We start from the raw sequence: 16,428 nt of genomic DNA on the forward strand, positions 1-16,428 counted from the left end.
TTTAACTAACGATTAAATTTAGAAATTTATTGATTTCATTTTTCGATTTAACGACTTTTTAACGTGAATTTTAACGCGTGTTTAACAACTGATTTTAATGTGTATTATTCTTATATTTGCCTACAATTATGAATATGACATTTTACAAATATCAAGGTACAGGTAACGATTTTGTAATCGTAGATAACCGCTTAAATACAATAGATAAATCTAATACTAAGCGTATTGCTGAAATCTGCGATAGACGTTTTGGTGTAGGTGCAGACGGATTTATACTTTTAGAAAACGATGATAATACAGATTTTAAAATGGTGTATTATAACGCAGATGGTAACGAAAGTAGTATGTGCGGAAATGGTGGTCGTTGCATTGTAGCTTTCGCAAAGTTTCTAGGTATTATAGAAAATGAAACTGAATTTATTGCTATTGATGGTCTTCATAGTGCAAAAGTTGATAATGGTATTGTTCATTTACAAATGCAAGACGTCTCTAAAATAGAATCATTTAAAGATCATCAGTTTTTAGATACAGGTTCGCCACATCATGTAGAAATGGTTTCTAATATTTCTAATTTTGAAGTAAAATCAAAAGGTGCTAAGATAAGATATGGTGCACCATATAATGAAGCTGGTAGTAATGTGAATTTTGTAGAGCAAATTTCTGATGATAATTTCGCTGTAAGAACATACGAGAGAGGTGTAGAAGATGAAACCCTATCTTGTGGTACAGGCGTTACAGCTGTTGCGATAGCTATGCACAAAACAGGTAAAACATTAAATGAGAAGGTTAAACTGAAGACACAAGGTGGTTCCTTAAATGTAATGTTTAATTTTGATGATAGTGGCTATTCTAATATTTGGCTAATTGGTCCTGCAGAACAAGTGTTTAAAGGCGAAATGACATGGTAAGCTTAACAGGAAATCAAATATATTTAAGAGCTTTAGAGCCCGAAGATTTAGAGTTTGTATACGAAATAGAAAATGACACAAACTTGTGGTATTTAAGTGATACACAAACACCATATTCTAGATTTTTAATTAAGCAATATTTAGAAAATGCTCAGCAAGATATTTTCGAAGCCAAGCAACTGAGATTAGCAATATGTAATGTTCAAAAAGAAACAATAGGATTAATTGATGTGTTTGATTTTGATATAAAAAACAAACGTGCTGGTATCGGAATATTAATTCAAGATAAAGAAAATAGAAATTTAGGTTATGGTAAGGAAGCATTAAACTTATTAGTTAACTACTGTTTTTCAACATTACATTTACACCAAGTTTATGCTAATATTTCAGAAAATAATTTAGCGAGTTTAAAGCTTTTTGAAACGAATGGGTTTAAGAAAATAGGATTAAAAAAAGATTGGAGTTTTGATGGAAAAACTTACTCTAATGAATATGTATTACAACGAATTAACAACTAACTATGTATATTAAAAAAATTCTTTGGGCAGTAGCTCTTATTGGCTTGGTAATTTGTGGTGCATTTGCCTACTATGTATATAATGCCATGTTTGCACCTAATACAAAATTCAATAATGAAACTGCTTATATAGAAGTACCAACAGATGCAAAGTATGCAGAAGTACGTTCACAGTTAGAGCCACTTTTGGAGGATATTGATGCCTTTGATGCTTTAGCCAAACAGAAGCAATACATTACAAATATTAAAGCTGGTCGTTTTGCTATTAATAAAGGAATGAATAATAATGATATTATTAATTCGATAAGAAGTAAAAATCTTCCAATAAAAATTGCGTTTAATAATCAGCATAATTTAGCAGATTTGGCAGGAAGAATTAGTACACAAATTGAAGCTGATAGTTTATCCCTTATTAATGCGATGACAGATGAAGCATTTTTAAGAAAAAATGGATTTAATAAAGCAACTGCTTTAGGAATGTATTTGCCAAACAGCTATGAATTTTTCTGGAATACATCTGCAGAAACATTTAGAGAAAGGATGCTAAAAGAATATAACCGTTTCTGGACAGCAGATAGAAAAGCAAAAGCCAAAAAGCTGAATTTAACGCCTAATGAGGTCATTACTTTAGCTTCAATTGTGCATGAAGAATCTAAGCAAGCCAATGAGCAACCTAGAGTTGCAGGAGTTTATCTCAATAGGTTGAGAATTAAAATGGCTTTACAAGCAGACCCAACTTTAAAGTTTGCAGCTTATCAATTACCAAAGTATAAGAACACAATTATTAGACGAGTTTTAAATATTCATAAAGAAATTGAATCGCCTTATAATACATACAAGTATTCAGGTTTGCCACCTGGACTTATCGCTATGCCAGATTTATCTGCTGTAAAAGCGGTTTTAAATCCTGAGAAGCACGGCTATTTATATTTTGCGGCAGATGCAAAACGAATTGGCTATCATAAGTTTGCTAAAACTTTAGGTCAGCACAATAATAATGCACGCGAGTATCATCAATATTTGTCATCTCAAGGTATTAATAAATAAAGTCAAATGCGTTTATACTGCCATTTTGTATTATTCTTTTTGGTTAGTTATTCTGTTTTTTCGCAATCTAAGTTCAATGCATTTTTAAAGCCTAGTGATACTTTAAATAAATCACGACGCAATACAGTTGTCATTTCAGAATCCGTTTTAGCTTCTGCTACACTAATTGGTCTCAATCAATTGTGGTACGCAGATTATCCGCGTTCTAGTTTTAAAACTTTAAATGATAGTGGAGAATGGTTACAGATGGACAAAATGGGACATGCTTTTTCATCGTATCAATTAGGTAGGGTAGGAGCAAATTCTTTAGAATGGGCTGGAGTTAGTGAAAGAAATCAATTAATCTATGGTTCTACAATTGGCTTAGGGTTTTTAACCGCAGTTGAAGTTTTAGATGGTTTTTCAGAAGAATGGGGATTTTCTTGGACAGACATGGCAGCAAATACAGCAGGAACAGGTTTATACGTTGGCCAAGAGTTACTTTGGAAAGAACAACGTATTATTTTAAAATATTCTTTTCACAGAACGCAATTTGCAATACAAAGACCAAACAAATTAGGTAATGGATTAACTGAAGAATTTTTAAAAGATTATAATGGACAAACCTATTGGTTGAGTGCTAATATTAATTCGTTTTTAAAAACAGAAACGATTCCTAACTGGTTAAATTTTGCATTTGGCTATGGTGCAGAAGGTATGTTAACTGGTGAGTCCTCGGATTTAAACTTTACAAATCAAAATAGAAGACGTCAATTTTACTTTAGTTTAGATGTTGATTTAACCAAAATTAAGACCAATTCTAACGTCTTAAAAACTGTTTTTAGCGTTTTTAACGTTGTAAAAGTTCCTTTTCCTGCATTGGAGTTGAGTGACGATGGTCGTTCAAAGTGGCATTTTATATACTTTTAAGTTAAAATTTTAACACTTAAGCGGCTGATTTTCAGTAATTACAAAATAGTCGTATATTTGCACGCGAATTTGGTAACGTAATTGGGGAAATTATTTTACTAATTAAATTTAGCTGTTATGATTAAAAGTAACATTAAGAATTTTTTATTACCGTTTTCAATTTGTTTGCTCTTAGCAATATCATTGTATCCAGATACTACACTTAACCTTGAAGCTTATTCTACTGAAGGTTTAGAACTTAACTATAACATTTCTGAAGATTTAGCCATGTTGCCTAAAGAGACTTCAGTGAAGTATAATATGTTTACACCACATTTAGGTAAATCATTTGATGGTTTTAAAGAGGCATTAGCATTTAAAGAATCAAGGGGAAATTATTTTACGGTAAATACTTTGGGTTATTTAGGAAAGTATCAGTTTGGTGAAGAAACTTTAAAGTTGTTAGGTATATATACACCAAACCAATTTTTATATAACCCTGAGTTACAAGAAAAGGCCTTTGTTGCAAACGCAGAAAGAAATAAATGGGTGCTTCGAAAAGATATAAAGCGTTTTGAAGGTAAATTTATTGGAGGGATAGAAATTACCGAATCTGGTATTTTAGCAGCTGCGCACTTAGCAGGTCCTGGAAGTGTTAAGAAATACTTGCGTAGTTATGGAGGTACCAATAGTTCTGACGCTTATGGAGCAACGGTTAAAACTTACATGAAAAGATTCTCTGGTTATGATACTTCAATGATCACACCAGATAAAAAAGCTAGAGTTACCTTATAATTATTTAGTCATTAGTCTTTTTGGATAATAAATATTGCAGGTCTCTTGTGGAGGTCTTCTTTGTTATGTTTCCAATCTTTCGCAGTTTTCGTTCTAATATACTCGGTTGGTAATGTTAAATCACAAGCCACACAAATTCTTGTATTAGGTTGTAATGTATGTGATAAATCTTCGAGTATTTTCATGTTTCTATAAGGTGTCTCAATGAATATTTGAGCTTGGTTATGTTCAGAAGATAACCGTTCTAAAGACTTTAACTTAGCTTTTCTCTCGCTTTTATCAATAGGTAAATAGCCATTGAATGTGAAACTCTGGCCATTCATACCAGATGCCATTAGCGCTAAAATGATAGATGATGGACCAACAAGTGGAACAACTTTTATATCCATTTGATGGGCTAAACTTACAATATCAGCACCAGGATCTGCGATTGCAGGGCAGCCAGCTTCAGATAATAAACCAATAGAATTTCCCTCTAAACAACTATTAAGATAAGTGTTGCGTTCAGCTTCAGTGGTATATTTATTTAGTACTTGTAATTTTAATGAAGGTTGAGATTTTCCGGGAGAAACACGTTTAATAAATCGTCTTGCAGTTTTTTCATTTTCAACTATATAATAGTCTAAATCTTCGATTATCTTTTTGATTGAAATCGGTAAAACCTCTAATGGTGGATTATCTCCTAATCGTGTTGGTATGAGGTATAATGTTCCTTTTGTGATGCTCATTAATTTTTAACCAGTTTATGAATGGATTGTGCTCCGTTTTCGTCTGTTATTTTTAATAGGTAAATCCCAACTGACAATTCGGATATATTAATTTGCTGAATACTAGTTGTACTTTGAGCAACAGTTTTCATTACTTTTCCTTGTAGGTCAAATATATGTATAACAGATGATAATTCATTTGCTAAATTTGTGCCAAAATTTATATTCACAATATTATTAGATGGATTAGGATAAACGGAAATTGAAGAAATTGAATTTTGATTTAAACTTAACGTCGTATCCGTTAATTTATAAATATTTCCAGATGTTAAATCTGAAATATATAATTCTCCATTTAAATCTTCACCAAAAGCACTCCAATTACCATTAAAATCTTGTAAGTTTCTATTCCAAACGTCATTGGTTTCATCATAAGTTAAGAAACCTATTTCTTGACTACAGTAATCAGCAAAGAAGTATAAACCATCAAAACTAGAATATGCTGTTCCTCTATATACATAACCACCTGTTATAGAGCACTTAGATTCTCCATCGTCAAAATGGTGATAGCCACCAATAGGGTAAGTATAAGTACTAGCTGCGGAGCAATCGTCAGAATTAAATATTGAATTACCTTCGTAGCAACGCCATCCATAATTTAATCCGGCAGCGGCATCTGCAGCCGTAGTGTGGTTAATTTCTTCGTATGCATTTTGTCCAACATCTGCTATCCAGATGTCTCCGTTTAAGCTATCAAAAGAAAATTTCCATGGGTTTCTTAATCCGTAAGCCCAAATTTCTCCATTAACACTTGGGTTGCCTACAAATGGGTTGTCTGCAGGAATACTATAATTATGTATTGATGTGACTGAATTGATATCTAACCTCAAAATTTTACCTAAAAAATTTGTTGTGTCTTGTGAGTTATTTTGAGGGTCACCAGAAGCACCACCATCGCCAGAAGCAATGTATAAAAAGCCATCTGGTCCGAAAGCTAAATCACCACCATTATGATTACTGTAGGGCTGATAAAAGGAAATAATATTAAACTCCGAACCAGCATCTGCTAACAACGGATTTGTAGCATCTCTAGTAAATCTAGAAATTACAGAATCTCCAGAATTGTCTATATAATATACAAAGAAGTAACCATTGGTCTCGTAGTCTGGATGAAAAGCCAAGCCTAACAAGCCTCTTTCGTTACCGCTATCAATAACAAGATTGTCAATATCTAAGAAAGCAGTACTTTCTATGGAGCCATCAGAATTAACTATTTTAATAAACCCATCTTGTTCTACAACGTAAAGTTTGTCGTCACCAGCATGTTTAATGTTTACAGGTCTATTAAAATTTGAAGCAAATAGCTCTAAATCTATGTCTTGGGCGTGTGAAAACTGTAAGGTAAAAAAAGCAAAAACAAACAGAGTAATAGCAGACTTCAGCATAATTATTAATGGTTTTAGCTACTAATTTACAAAAAAAACGAGCTTAGTTATAGTAAAATTACGATTAGTCGTTTATTGTTTTTATTAAGATGTCGCAGGTTTCATGTACAAGATTGTATACATATTCAAAACCATCTTTTTCGCCATAATAAGGATCTGGCATATTTTTATTTTGAATTGAGGTATTAGCTTCTAAAAACAACATTACTTTTTCGATATCATTATTATTTCTCGCAAGCCTAATAATGTCTTCATAATTTGAAGAGTCCATAGCGTAGATATAATCAAACGTATCAAAATCAGCAACCGTAAATTGTCTAGCGGTTTGTGTACTTATATCTAATCCATGTTTTTTGGCTACAGCAATAGAGCGTTCGTCTGGTTTATTGCCAACGTGGTAGGCAGCTGTACCAGCAGAATCAACATAAAAATGGTCTTCAGGAAGTTTAGACTGCATAATTCCGTGTGCTAAAGGTAAACGGCAAATATTCCCCAAGCATACCATTAAAATACGAGTCATAATAAAAGGTAATTAAAGAGCTAACTTTTTAGACAAATCCTCAACGTATTTTCTAAATTGCTTATCAGTTGATGATAAATTATCAACGGTTTTACAAGCATGCAGAACTGTAGCATGATCACGTTGTCCAATTTGAGAACCAATACTAGCTAAAGACGCTTTAGTGTATTTTTTGGCAAAAAACATAGCTAACTGACGTGCTTGTACAATATGACGCTTACGTGTTTTAGATTGTAGTGTATTAACATCCATCTGAAAATAATCTGAAACTACTTTCTGAATGTAATCTATAGAGACTTCACGCTTAGTGTTCTTAACAAACTTCTCTACGATGTCTTTTGCAAGATTTATAGTAATTTCCTTTTTGTTGAATGAAGACTGAGCAATTAAAGAAATAATAGCACCTTCTAGCTCTCTTACATTGGTTTTAATATGTTTTGCAACATATTCTACAATATCATCTGGCATTTCAACGCCATCTCTATAAAGCTTATTCTTTAAAATGGAAACTCTAGTTTCAAAATCTGGAGTTTGTAATTCGGCAGAAAGTCCCCATTTAAAACGAGATAATAAGCGTTGCTCAATATCTTGCATATCTACAGGCGCTTTGTCACTTGTTAAAATAACTTGCTTTCCGTTTTGGTGTAAGTGATTAAATATATGAAAGAATACATCTTGCGTACCTGTTTTACCAGATAAGAATTGTACGTCATCAATAATTAAAACATCTATAATTTGATAGAAGTGAATAAAGTCATTTCTATTATTTTTCTTCACAGAATCAATATACTGCTGTGTAAACTTCTCTGCAGAAATATACAATACAGTTTTCTCAGGATATTTATCTTTGATATCAACACCAATGGCATGGGCTAAGTGTGTTTTGCCTAAACCGACACCTCCAAAAATCAATAATGGATTGAATGAAGTTCCTCCTGGTTTATTTGCTACTGCAATACCTGCATTTCTAGCTAAACGGTTTGAGTCGCCTTCAAGGAAGTTTTCAAAACTATAACTTGGGTTTAATTGAGACTCAATCTTAACATTTCTTATTCCCGGAATGATAAATGGGTTTCTAAGTTCAGGGCTTTTATTATTAAAAGGCACATCGACATCTTGCGATTTTACAGCAGATCTATTTGAACTTGGAATTTTTTCAGTGAAAGGTTGCTTATTACCATAAGTGTTTTCCATTTTAATAACGTAAACCAATTTGGCATCTTCTCCTAACTCCTTAGTAAGCGAAACTTTTAAAATCTTAACGTAATGCTCTTCTAACCATTCATAGAAGAATTTACTTGGCACTTGTATACTCAATGCATTTCCAGAGAGTTTAACAGCATCTATAGGTTCAAACCAAGTTTTGTAGGCTTGTGGTTGAATATTGTCTTTAATAAAAGCAAGACAATTACTCCATACAGATTGCGCTGTGTTCTCCATGCGTTAAGTTAAGTTATTTGTTGTTAGTTATATTAGCAAAAAAAAAGAGAATTAGGATTCTCTAGTAGTTTTTGAACAAGGCAAATATGTGAACAAAATTCTTAATAAAAAAATTAAAATATTTTGAATATTTAGAAATTTTTCCTCATGTTTAAAACGAATTTAAAATTACGAAATAAATCCTAAACAAATTTACATAAATGAACTTTAATGAAACAGAAATAAGAGTGCGATATGGTGAGACAGACCAAATGGGCGTTGTATACCACGCCAATTACGCGGTATACTTTGAAGTAGGAAGAACCGAGTGGTTACGTGAATTTGGCTTAAGTTATAGTGCAATGGAAGCGGATGGGATAATGTTACCTGTAGTATCACTTTCTGTAAACTACAAAAATTCAGCACGTTATGATGATGTTCTTAAAGTAAAAACTACACTTAAAAAAATGCCAACGGCTTCTATTGAATTTGAATATGAATTACGAAATCAGTCTAACATTTTATTAGCAACAGGAAGTACAATTTTGGCTTTTATTGACACGAAGCGAAATAGACCAACACGTTGTCCAAAATATCTTTTAGACCAACTGCAAAATTATTCGTTATAATTCTTTGATTTCAATACCGTAAAATTGATCAAATAATTCAAAAACTTTAGAACCGTTACTTTTTCTGACAGATATTTCTAACATACAATTTAATTCTAACGTTTGTTTTTTGATTTCGACTTCATTCTCTTTGATTAATCTCATCACCTTGCTCATGTTTTTGTATTCAAAAATGAGTTGAAATTCTTTATTAATTGTTCGTTCTACAATTTTTGAAGCTTCTAAAGCTAATTGTGCGCCTGTTCTGTAAGCATTTATTAAACCACCAACTCCCAATTTTACGCCACCATAATATCTAACTACAATTATTAGAATGTTGGTTACTTCAAATGATTGTATTTGTCCATAAATAGGCATACCTGCAGAATTACTAGGTTCGCCATCATCGTTCGCTCTATATTGTTTAGACTCGGCTCCTATCTGGTAGGCGTAGCACCAATGTCTTGCAGAATAATGTGTTTTTTTTACGTCCTCAAGGTGTTGTTTTATTTGGTCTTCGTTATCTACCGGAAACGCAAAACCAATGAACTTACTATTTTTATCTTTGAATATTTCGCCTTCTGCAGGCTCTAAAATTGTTTGGTATAAATCTTCCTCTGTCATTCTGTAAGATAGTTAATATCGCTTCGACAAAAATACCAATACACTTATTATATAATCGTTATAATATAATAATATTCAATTTTATCGATGTGAAGAGGGCTTTCTATGACGATTAATTTTATTAGCAATTAGATTATTGGATAGAATACATTTTTTAATAAGTAAAGTTTATAATGTTCTATAAATTTACTTATATTTTTCGTTTTAAATTTTAAATATCAATGGTGAAAATAAATATACTATTCTTCTTACTGTCTTTTAATGTTATTATGGCTCAAGATCAAGAAACGATTGGCTTAGTTTATAATGATTTTAATAAAACCAAATCAGAGGGCTATACATTAATTAAGCCTACAAATGATAATAGAGTGTTTTTAATTAATAACTGTGGAGAGGTTGTTAATCAATGGGATGCCACAGGAGATGGAGTGAGCAGATCATATTTTTTAGAAAATGGGAATTTATTATTGAGTAATGGAACTAATGCAGAAATTAGAGATTGGGATAATAATATAGTTTGGAGTATTTCTTATAGCGATCTTGGTTTTGTAACTCATCATGATATTGCTCCATTATCTAATGGTAATTTTTTAGTATTAGTGAGAGATGTTTACTCTAAAAGTGAAATGGTAGGTCATGGGTTAGATGTTTCCTTTCCTGATGATGATTTTCAGCTTGAACGAATAATAGAAATTGAGCCATTAGGCAGTAATTCTGCAAACCTTGTCTGGGAATGGAAGGCTTTTGATCATTTAATTCAAGATTTCGATAGTTCTAAAGATAATTATGGTGTTGTTGCAAATAATCCACAATTATTTGATCTTAATTATGGAAATCAATCAAATTTCATGCACGTAAATGCTATAAATTATAATGAAGAATTAGATCAAATTGTATTTTCAGCAAGAAATTTAAACGAAATTTATATAATTGATCACAGTACTACAACTATCGAGGCAGGAAAACATGATGGTGGAATTTATGGTAAAGGAGGCGATATACTTTGGAGATGGGGAAACCCAGAAGTTTATGACAACGGTATAGTCGCAGACCGTAAATTAAATGGTCAGCACGATGTAAAATGGATTACTGAAGGACCTAATCAAGGTAAAATTTCTGTATTTAATAACGCTGGTTACGGTAGTGATTTTGCTGCATCATCTATTCATATTATCGATCAAAACCATACCGAAGGCGTCTACACTTTAAATTCGGGTAAATATTTACCTGAAGATTATTTTTGGTCTTGGGATGGAGTAATAATGAGTACTGTTATGCATGAGGGCAAAAAATCTGGCGTGCAATTTATGTCTAATGGTAATGCTTTAATTAACGAATCTGGCAAAGGAAGAATTACAGAGGTAGATAATATGGGTAATGTAATATGGGTTTATATTATTCCTGCAGGTAATAATTCTAATTATAATCAATTCTCACAGCCAGGTGTAAATGAAGCTTTTAGAGTGACCAGATATTCTGAAAATTATATTGGTTTTAATGGATTAACTTTTAATAACACCGGGATTATTGAAGATGTAAACTCTATTTCAGCTAATTGTGTTAATATGTTATCTGACGATGATTCTTACTATGTGAATTTAAATGTATATCCTAATCCCACAAAAACTATTTTAAATTTCACAAAACAAATCGATGAAATTAAAGTTTACGATATATCAGGAAAAGTTGTGCTAAACAAAGCTAACTCTGATTTTGTAAACCTTGAAAGTTTACGAATAGGTTTATATCTTATTGGACTTTTTGAAGATGAGAAATCCGTGATTTTTAAAATTACAAAGAATTAAGGTTATCATTGATTTTAGTTACTAAAAATTTGATTACGTTAATGTAACTAATACAATTGATACGATAGCGATAACTATTCCAATCCAGTTTTTGTTTGAAATATGTTCTTTGAAGAATAACAAACCTATTAACGTAGAGATTGCTACTATAATCACATTATTAATAGTAAATACAGTCGAGCTTTCATAGCCATCTACACGTAAGGCTTTTAATAAAAAATAAATTGAAGCATAATTAACGATACCGAGAGTAATACCAAAAGGTATACTTTTTAATTCGAAACGATTTTTTTCTTTTATAGCTTTGTAACTTAAAATTACTAATCCAATAGTTGCAGCGATACCAAAAATCGTAGCTGAAAATAAAGGAATATTATCGTCAGGAGCAAAATGATTAACTGATGTATCTATAATTCCAGAACCAAAGAATAGCATGACTGGTAGAAATATTGATGGCTTCAATACAGTGTTGTCTTTTGGTTTAATAGAGGTTAGATAAACAGCAAATAACGCTAATACTATACCAATGATTTTTTGAGCACCAATACTTTCGTTATATACATAAATACCAAAAAGGATAGGAATTATAACACTCATTTTACTGGCAACTGAAGCTACAGAAAGGCCGTTTTTCTGTGCTGTCAATGCCATGACATTAAATATAGCTATAAATAAAAAACCTAAACCAAGTGCTCCATAAAACCAGCTTGCACCTACAATTTGAGAAATAATAACTTTACCATCGTAAAAGAATAAGCCAGCTATGCAGGCTGTAATATAGTTTACAATTATAGCTTGGAGCGTATTAACCTTATGCTTGCTATATAGTTTAAATAAAACAAATATTCCAGTTGATGATAGAATACTGAGAAGTAAATATATCAAAAGAGTGCTTTTTTAGTTTCAAAAAGAGTGACTACATCTTCTTTGGTTTCATCAATATTCCAAGTATGAAATCCCATTTGGTCTACTGTATCAGTATTGTCTTTAGTGTCATCTATAAACAGACATTCATTAGCGTTAAGCTTATTTTCATTTAACACGTATTCAAAAATATCTTTATTTGGTTTTCTAAAATGAATTTGCTGAGATAAATAAAAGACATCAAAACACGACTTAAATTCTTCAAAAAACGGAACCGTTTCCTTTACATAATCAATATGCATATCATTTGTATTACTCAGTAGTATGAGTTTGTATTCTTTTTGAAGTGCTAAATTTTTAATAAACTCTAAGCGATGCTTTGGGAAGTCTTTAATGATACAATTCCAAGCCTTAATAAGTTCTACTTCATTAATATTTGGAAATTTCGATTTGTAAAATGCTATAAATTCAGAAGTCGTAATCTTTCCTACTTCATATAATTCGTTAATTTCAATCATATCAGATTCAAAGGTCTCTAAATTGAATAAATCTAAAGCATGTTGCATGGCACCTTGTTTGTCAAGGTTGATAAATACATCGCCAAAATCGAAAATTAAAGTCTTAATCTTTTGCATATATTTTTAAAGTATCATTTTCAATAGTGTTTTCGGAAATTAAATTTCCGCTAAATTGTGGCGCTTTAATACCAGATTTAAATTCGATTTTCCCGATAAAAACTCTGGCTTCATCCCAAAGATTTTCATCTATAAATGTTTGAAGCGTTTGAGAACCTCCTTCTATAATTATAGAATTTATTTGAAACTTAAATAATCCATCACATATTTGTTTGGCAATTGATTTTTTTAAATTCCAATCAATTTTTATATATGAAGCACTAATACTATTATTCAGTGGTGGATGAATTGACCAACTTGTTTGGTTAGTGTCTATGACAGGAAGAGTGTTATTTTCTCCATGAAAAATTATATTATCAGATTCATCATTCAAAATGGAGTAGTCAGAATTTAATTTTAAATCTTTATCCAATACCACTCTAATTGGGTTTTCGCCAGACCAATCTCTAACCGTTAAACTCGGATTGTCTGCTACAACTGTATTGGTTCCCACTAAAATGGCTTGTTCTTCTGAGCGCCATTTATGGACTAATTGGCGTGAGTACTGGTTGGTTATCCAAACTGGTTTTTGCTCGTCCTTTTTTAAAGGTGCAATAAAATCATCAGCCGTTTCTGCCCACTTTAATATAATATAAGGTCGCTTTTTATTGTGAAATGTAAAAAATCGCTTGTGATGTGCTTTGCATTCGGCTTCCAAAACACCAACCGTTACATGGCAGCCAGATGCTCTTAGTTTTACAATGCCTTTTCCGGCAACTTCAGGATTATCATCAATACAACCAATAACCACATTTGGAATGTTGTGTCTCACAATTAAATCGCTGCAAGGTGGTGTTTTTCCAAAATGGCTGCAAGGTTCTAGCGTGACGTAAATGGTACTTTTCGCTAAAAGCGATTGGTCTTTTACGGCATTTATGGCATTAACTTCAGCATGATTGCCACCATAAGTGCTAGTGAATCCTTCAGCAATAATTTGGTCGTTATAAACAATTACGGCACCAACCATTGGGTTAGGTCTTGTAATTCCTAATCCATTTTTGGCAATTTGCAAACAGCGTTTTATATAAGTTTCGTGCGTAGTCAATTAAAGTTTAATTTTTACATCTTGGATTTCATCAACTGTATACGTAGACGAATAACCCATAATTTTATATTTAATGTCGCCTTTATAATGCACTTTTAGGCTTTGGCTAATTAAACTTCCTAATAAACCACCTAAACTATTTTTATCAATAAGTTTTTCTGTTTCTACAGTAACCGTTAAAGGGATTGTAAAATCCTTTTTTCGTGGCACATCAAATTCATCAGAAATAATTGTGGCAACTTCTGTATCATTAATATAGACTTTAAGATCATCCGTTTTTAGTGTACCACCAACATCATTTTTATTCAAGAAAAAAGCATCTGCACTGAGTGTAATTCTTTTAGAATTAGAATCAACAACTTTTATGTTATCTAGCTTTACAAATTCTGGTTTTTCCGTTACAGAACAGTTGAAAAGTAGTGTAAAAGTTAAGGAAAACATTAAGAGTCTTTTAAACATAAAATTGTTTTTATACGTATTTTTGAAATTGCTAAAACCTAATTAATTAGTGCGTAAAGATACTATTGTTATTCGAGAAATTGAAGCTAAGGATAATCCTAAAATTGCGAAGACGATTCGTAATGTTTTAATAGAAATGGGTGTGCCAAAAGTGGGTACAGCCTATGAAGATTCGGCCTTAGATTGTATGAGGGAAACGTACGACGCACCAAAGAAAGCGTATTTTGTAGTAGAATCTGGTAATGACATTATTGGTGGTGCCGGAATTTCGCCATTAGATAATTACGAAGGTAACATCTGCGAATTACAAAAAATGTACTTTATGCCAGAAGCTAGAGGTAAAGGTTTAGGCTCAGAAATGATGCAAAAATGTCTTGATTTTGCCAAGGAAGCTGGTTTTGCACAATGCTATTTAGAAACCTTGCCTTATATGGATGATGCGCGTAAATTATACAGAAAAGTAGGTTTTAAATCCATTGATAAACCACTAGGAAACACTGGTCATTACTCGTGTACGGTTTGGATGCTAAAAGATTTGTAGGTTATGGTTTTAAAAGAACTTCAGAGTATATTTCATATCGAATTAGATGCAATTTATGGTCAGCATGAAGTGAATAGTTTTTTCTATTTGTGCACAGAGCATTATTTGAATACAGCAAGAATTCAATTAACGTTAGAACCAGAATTAGCCATCACAAAACCTGCAACAGAAACGTTTTTTAAAGCCTTAGAACATTTAAAACAACAAAAACCAATTCAGTATTTATTAGGCGAAACCGAATTTTTTGGATTACCGTTTAAAGTGAATGAAAATGTATTGATTCCACGACCTGAAACAGAAGAGTTGGTGGATTTGATTATCCGTTCTGTCGCATCGAGTTCAGTGGACAAGTCATTAAGAATCTTAGATATTGGTACAGGTTCTGGTTGTATAGCCATTTCTTTAGCTAAAAACTTACCGAATGCCGAAGTTTATGCACTAGACGTAAGTCCTGAGGCTTTAAAGATAGCAAAGCAAAATTCTGAATTAAATAAGGTTGATGTCCATTTTATTGAAGCCAGTATTTTAAATGAGACTTGTCATTCCGCACTTGATGCGGCATCTAAATTTGATATTATTGTTTCTAATCCACCATACGTAAGAAACCTAGAAAAACAAGAAATTAAACCCAATGTTTTAAACAATGAACCGCATTTAGCATTGTTTGTAGAAGATGATAATCCGTTACTATTTTATAAAGCCATAACAGCATTCGCGGAAAAAATCTTAAAATCAAAAGGACAATTGTATTTTGAAATTAATCAATATCTTGGAGAAGAAACGAAGGCTTTACTAACCAACACTAATTTTGAAGCTGTTAAGTTATTGAAAGACTTAAATGGAAATAATAGAATGTTGAAGGGTAAAAAGGTTTAGAATGAGAAGTTTAATTTCTTTTTTTGTTTTGATTATTTGTTTCTCTTGTAAGAAAGAAAAACAATCTATTCCAGTGGTAGAAAACAAGAAAGAAGTTATTGAGGCAGCCGATTCGACTACACTTTACAAAGAATCACAAAGTAATAAAAAAGATGTTCTTGGTGATAATTCGCCGATTCATGAGTTTATTGTATTGACTAATAGATTAGAATTAGGAAGATGGAAGCATGATACTATTCGTGCAAAAAAAATATATGGATTAGGAGAAAATAGTTCAAAGAAACCTGTGTTTTTTAAAGAGAAGCCATTTTATGAATTAACTTTTGATGAAACAGGAATTAGCCGATTTGTTAAGTCCAAAAATTTCAAAGATGAATTAGAGGATTTTGATGTTGAGGTTTTTGAAAATACAGTAAGTATTTGGTCTTATTTTTACAGAGATGATATGGATGACAATTGGATTGAAGATGGAATAATTGAACAATGGGAATTTAAAACACAAACTTTAGCCAAAATTGCTCACGAAAATATTGAAAAGAAAGGTGGAACAGTCTTTTACTTTAATACAAATCCATTTTTCTATACCTATAAAAACTATTTATTCATTTTTCATACGAGAGCAATGGCTTTTAGTTATGACCAGAAAATAATATTTGAAGATTTTAAAAATCTTCTAAAAGAATAAT

Annotated in this window: 19 protein-coding genes; 10 read left to right on the forward strand and 9 right to left on the reverse strand. The window is 31.8% G+C overall.

Annotated features, from left to right (window positions below; all coding sequences use genetic code 11):
• Positions 1–128 precede the first annotated feature (128 nt).
• The 5 genes from dapF (at position 129) to Q0891_RS15600 (ending at position 4,155) form a co-directional block, all read left to right on the forward strand.
• Complete coding sequence (dapF, locus tag Q0891_RS15580) at positions 129–908, forward strand: diaminopimelate epimerase (protein WP_299103130.1); 780 nt, start codon at positions 129–131, stop codon at positions 906–908.
• Positions 902–1,426 carry a GNAT family N-acetyltransferase gene (locus Q0891_RS15585; RefSeq protein WP_299103132.1) on the forward strand — a complete coding sequence of 175 codons (525 nt, stop codon included), beginning with the start codon at positions 902–904 and terminating at the stop codon, positions 1,424–1,426. Before dapF ends, Q0891_RS15585 begins: the two co-directional genes overlap by 7 nt.
• A gap of 2 nt (positions 1,427–1,428) precedes the next feature.
• Positions 1,429–2,472 (forward strand): endolytic transglycosylase MltG, encoded by a 1,044-nt coding sequence (mltG, locus tag Q0891_RS15590; protein WP_299103133.1) that lies wholly within the window; start codon positions 1,429–1,431, stop codon positions 2,470–2,472.
• A 6-nt stretch (positions 2,473–2,478) separates the two neighbouring features.
• The gene (locus Q0891_RS15595) at positions 2,479–3,381 is read left to right on the forward strand and encodes a DUF2279 domain-containing protein (protein ID WP_299103135.1); all 903 of its coding nucleotides are present in this window, start codon (positions 2,479–2,481) and stop codon (positions 3,379–3,381) included.
• Between the two features lie 117 nt (positions 3,382–3,498).
• Positions 3,499–4,155 carry a peptidoglycan-binding protein LysM gene (locus Q0891_RS15600; protein ID WP_299103137.1) on the forward strand — a complete coding sequence of 219 codons (657 nt, stop codon included), beginning with the start codon at positions 3,499–3,501 and terminating at the stop codon, positions 4,153–4,155.
• An 11-nt stretch (positions 4,156–4,166) separates the two neighbouring features.
• On the opposite strand, the gene Q0891_RS15605 is transcribed toward Q0891_RS15600, so the two are convergent.
• The 4 genes from Q0891_RS15605 to dnaA all read right to left on the reverse strand — a co-directional run bounded on the left by Q0891_RS15605 (position 4,167) and on the right by dnaA (position 8,267).
• Positions 4,167–4,883: an SAM-dependent methyltransferase gene (locus Q0891_RS15605; RefSeq protein WP_299103139.1), complete on the reverse strand. Its 717-nt coding sequence runs from the start codon at positions 4,881–4,883 to the stop codon at positions 4,167–4,169.
• Positions 4,883–6,307, reverse strand: coding sequence for a PQQ-dependent sugar dehydrogenase (locus Q0891_RS15610; protein ID WP_299103141.1), 1,425 nt, complete (start codon positions 6,305–6,307; stop codon positions 4,883–4,885). The genes Q0891_RS15605 and Q0891_RS15610 overlap by 1 nt, the downstream gene beginning before the upstream one ends.
• A 64-nt stretch (positions 6,308–6,371) precedes the next feature.
• Positions 6,372–6,827: a low molecular weight protein-tyrosine-phosphatase gene (locus Q0891_RS15615; protein WP_299103143.1), complete on the reverse strand. Its 456-nt coding sequence runs from the start codon at positions 6,825–6,827 to the stop codon at positions 6,372–6,374.
• Between the two features lie 12 nt (positions 6,828–6,839).
• A complete protein-coding gene (gene dnaA / locus Q0891_RS15620; protein ID WP_299103145.1) occupies positions 6,840–8,267 on the reverse strand; it encodes a chromosomal replication initiator protein DnaA in 1,428 nt (475 codons plus the stop codon).
• A 200-nt stretch (positions 8,268–8,467) separates the two neighbouring features.
• Between dnaA and Q0891_RS15625 the strand changes: the two genes are divergently transcribed.
• A complete protein-coding gene (locus Q0891_RS15625; RefSeq protein ID WP_299103147.1) occupies positions 8,468–8,875 on the forward strand; it encodes a thioesterase family protein in 408 nt (135 codons plus the stop codon).
• Here Q0891_RS15625 and Q0891_RS15630 read toward each other — a convergent pair.
• Positions 8,870–9,478 carry a YigZ family protein gene (locus tag Q0891_RS15630; protein ID WP_299103149.1) on the reverse strand — a complete coding sequence of 203 codons (609 nt, stop codon included), beginning with the start codon at positions 9,476–9,478 and terminating at the stop codon, positions 8,870–8,872. The two genes, Q0891_RS15625 and Q0891_RS15630, sit on opposite strands and share 6 nt — an antisense overlap.
• A gap of 221 nt (positions 9,479–9,699) precedes the next feature.
• On the opposite strand from Q0891_RS15630, the gene Q0891_RS15635 reads away from it, so the two are divergent.
• Positions 9,700–11,283 (forward strand): aryl-sulfate sulfotransferase, encoded by a 1,584-nt coding sequence (locus Q0891_RS15635; RefSeq protein ID WP_299103151.1) that lies wholly within the window; start codon positions 9,700–9,702, stop codon positions 11,281–11,283.
• A gap of 33 nt (positions 11,284–11,316) precedes the next feature.
• Here Q0891_RS15635 and Q0891_RS15640 read toward each other — a convergent pair whose 3' ends face one another.
• From Q0891_RS15640 to Q0891_RS15655, 4 genes are read right to left on the reverse strand one after another with little or no spacing between them, the layout of a single operon-like run.
• Positions 11,317–12,168 (reverse strand): DMT family transporter, encoded by an 852-nt coding sequence (locus Q0891_RS15640; protein WP_299103153.1) that lies wholly within the window; start codon positions 12,166–12,168, stop codon positions 11,317–11,319.
• On the reverse strand, positions 12,165–12,782 hold the full coding sequence (locus Q0891_RS15645; RefSeq protein ID WP_299103155.1) for an HAD family phosphatase: 618 nt from the start codon (positions 12,780–12,782) through the stop codon (positions 12,165–12,167). The genes Q0891_RS15640 and Q0891_RS15645 overlap by 4 nt, the downstream gene beginning before the upstream one ends.
• A complete protein-coding gene (ribD, locus tag Q0891_RS15650; protein ID WP_299103157.1) occupies positions 12,769–13,866 on the reverse strand; it encodes a bifunctional diaminohydroxyphosphoribosylaminopyrimidine deaminase/5-amino-6-(5-phosphoribosylamino)uracil reductase RibD in 1,098 nt (365 codons plus the stop codon). Before ribD ends, Q0891_RS15645 begins: the two co-directional genes overlap by 14 nt.
• Entirely contained in the window at positions 13,867–14,325 is a 459-nt protein-coding gene (locus tag Q0891_RS15655; protein WP_299103159.1) for an LEA type 2 family protein, read from the reverse strand. It lies immediately after the preceding gene.
• A gap of 49 nt (positions 14,326–14,374) precedes the next feature.
• On the opposite strand from Q0891_RS15655, the gene Q0891_RS15660 reads away from it, so the two are divergent.
• The 3 genes from Q0891_RS15660 to Q0891_RS15670 are packed head-to-tail and all read left to right on the forward strand — an operon-like array spanning position 14,375 to position 16,427.
• Complete coding sequence (locus Q0891_RS15660; RefSeq protein ID WP_299103161.1) at positions 14,375–14,866, forward strand: GNAT family N-acetyltransferase; 492 nt, start codon at positions 14,375–14,377, stop codon at positions 14,864–14,866.
• Positions 14,867–14,869: 3 nt separating this feature from the next.
• Positions 14,870–15,742, forward strand: a complete 873-nt coding sequence (gene prmC / locus Q0891_RS15665; protein ID WP_299103163.1) for a peptide chain release factor N(5)-glutamine methyltransferase — start codon at positions 14,870–14,872, stop codon at positions 15,740–15,742.
• 1 nt (position 15,743) lies between these two features.
• A complete protein-coding gene (locus Q0891_RS15670; protein ID WP_299103165.1) occupies positions 15,744–16,427 on the forward strand; it encodes a hypothetical protein in 684 nt (227 codons plus the stop codon).
• The last annotated feature ends 1 nt before the right edge of the window (position 16,428 follow it).

It is taken from the genome of uncultured Winogradskyella sp., from assembly GCF_947498005.1.
Classification (GTDB): Bacteria; Bacteroidota; Bacteroidia; order Flavobacteriales; family Flavobacteriaceae; genus Winogradskyella.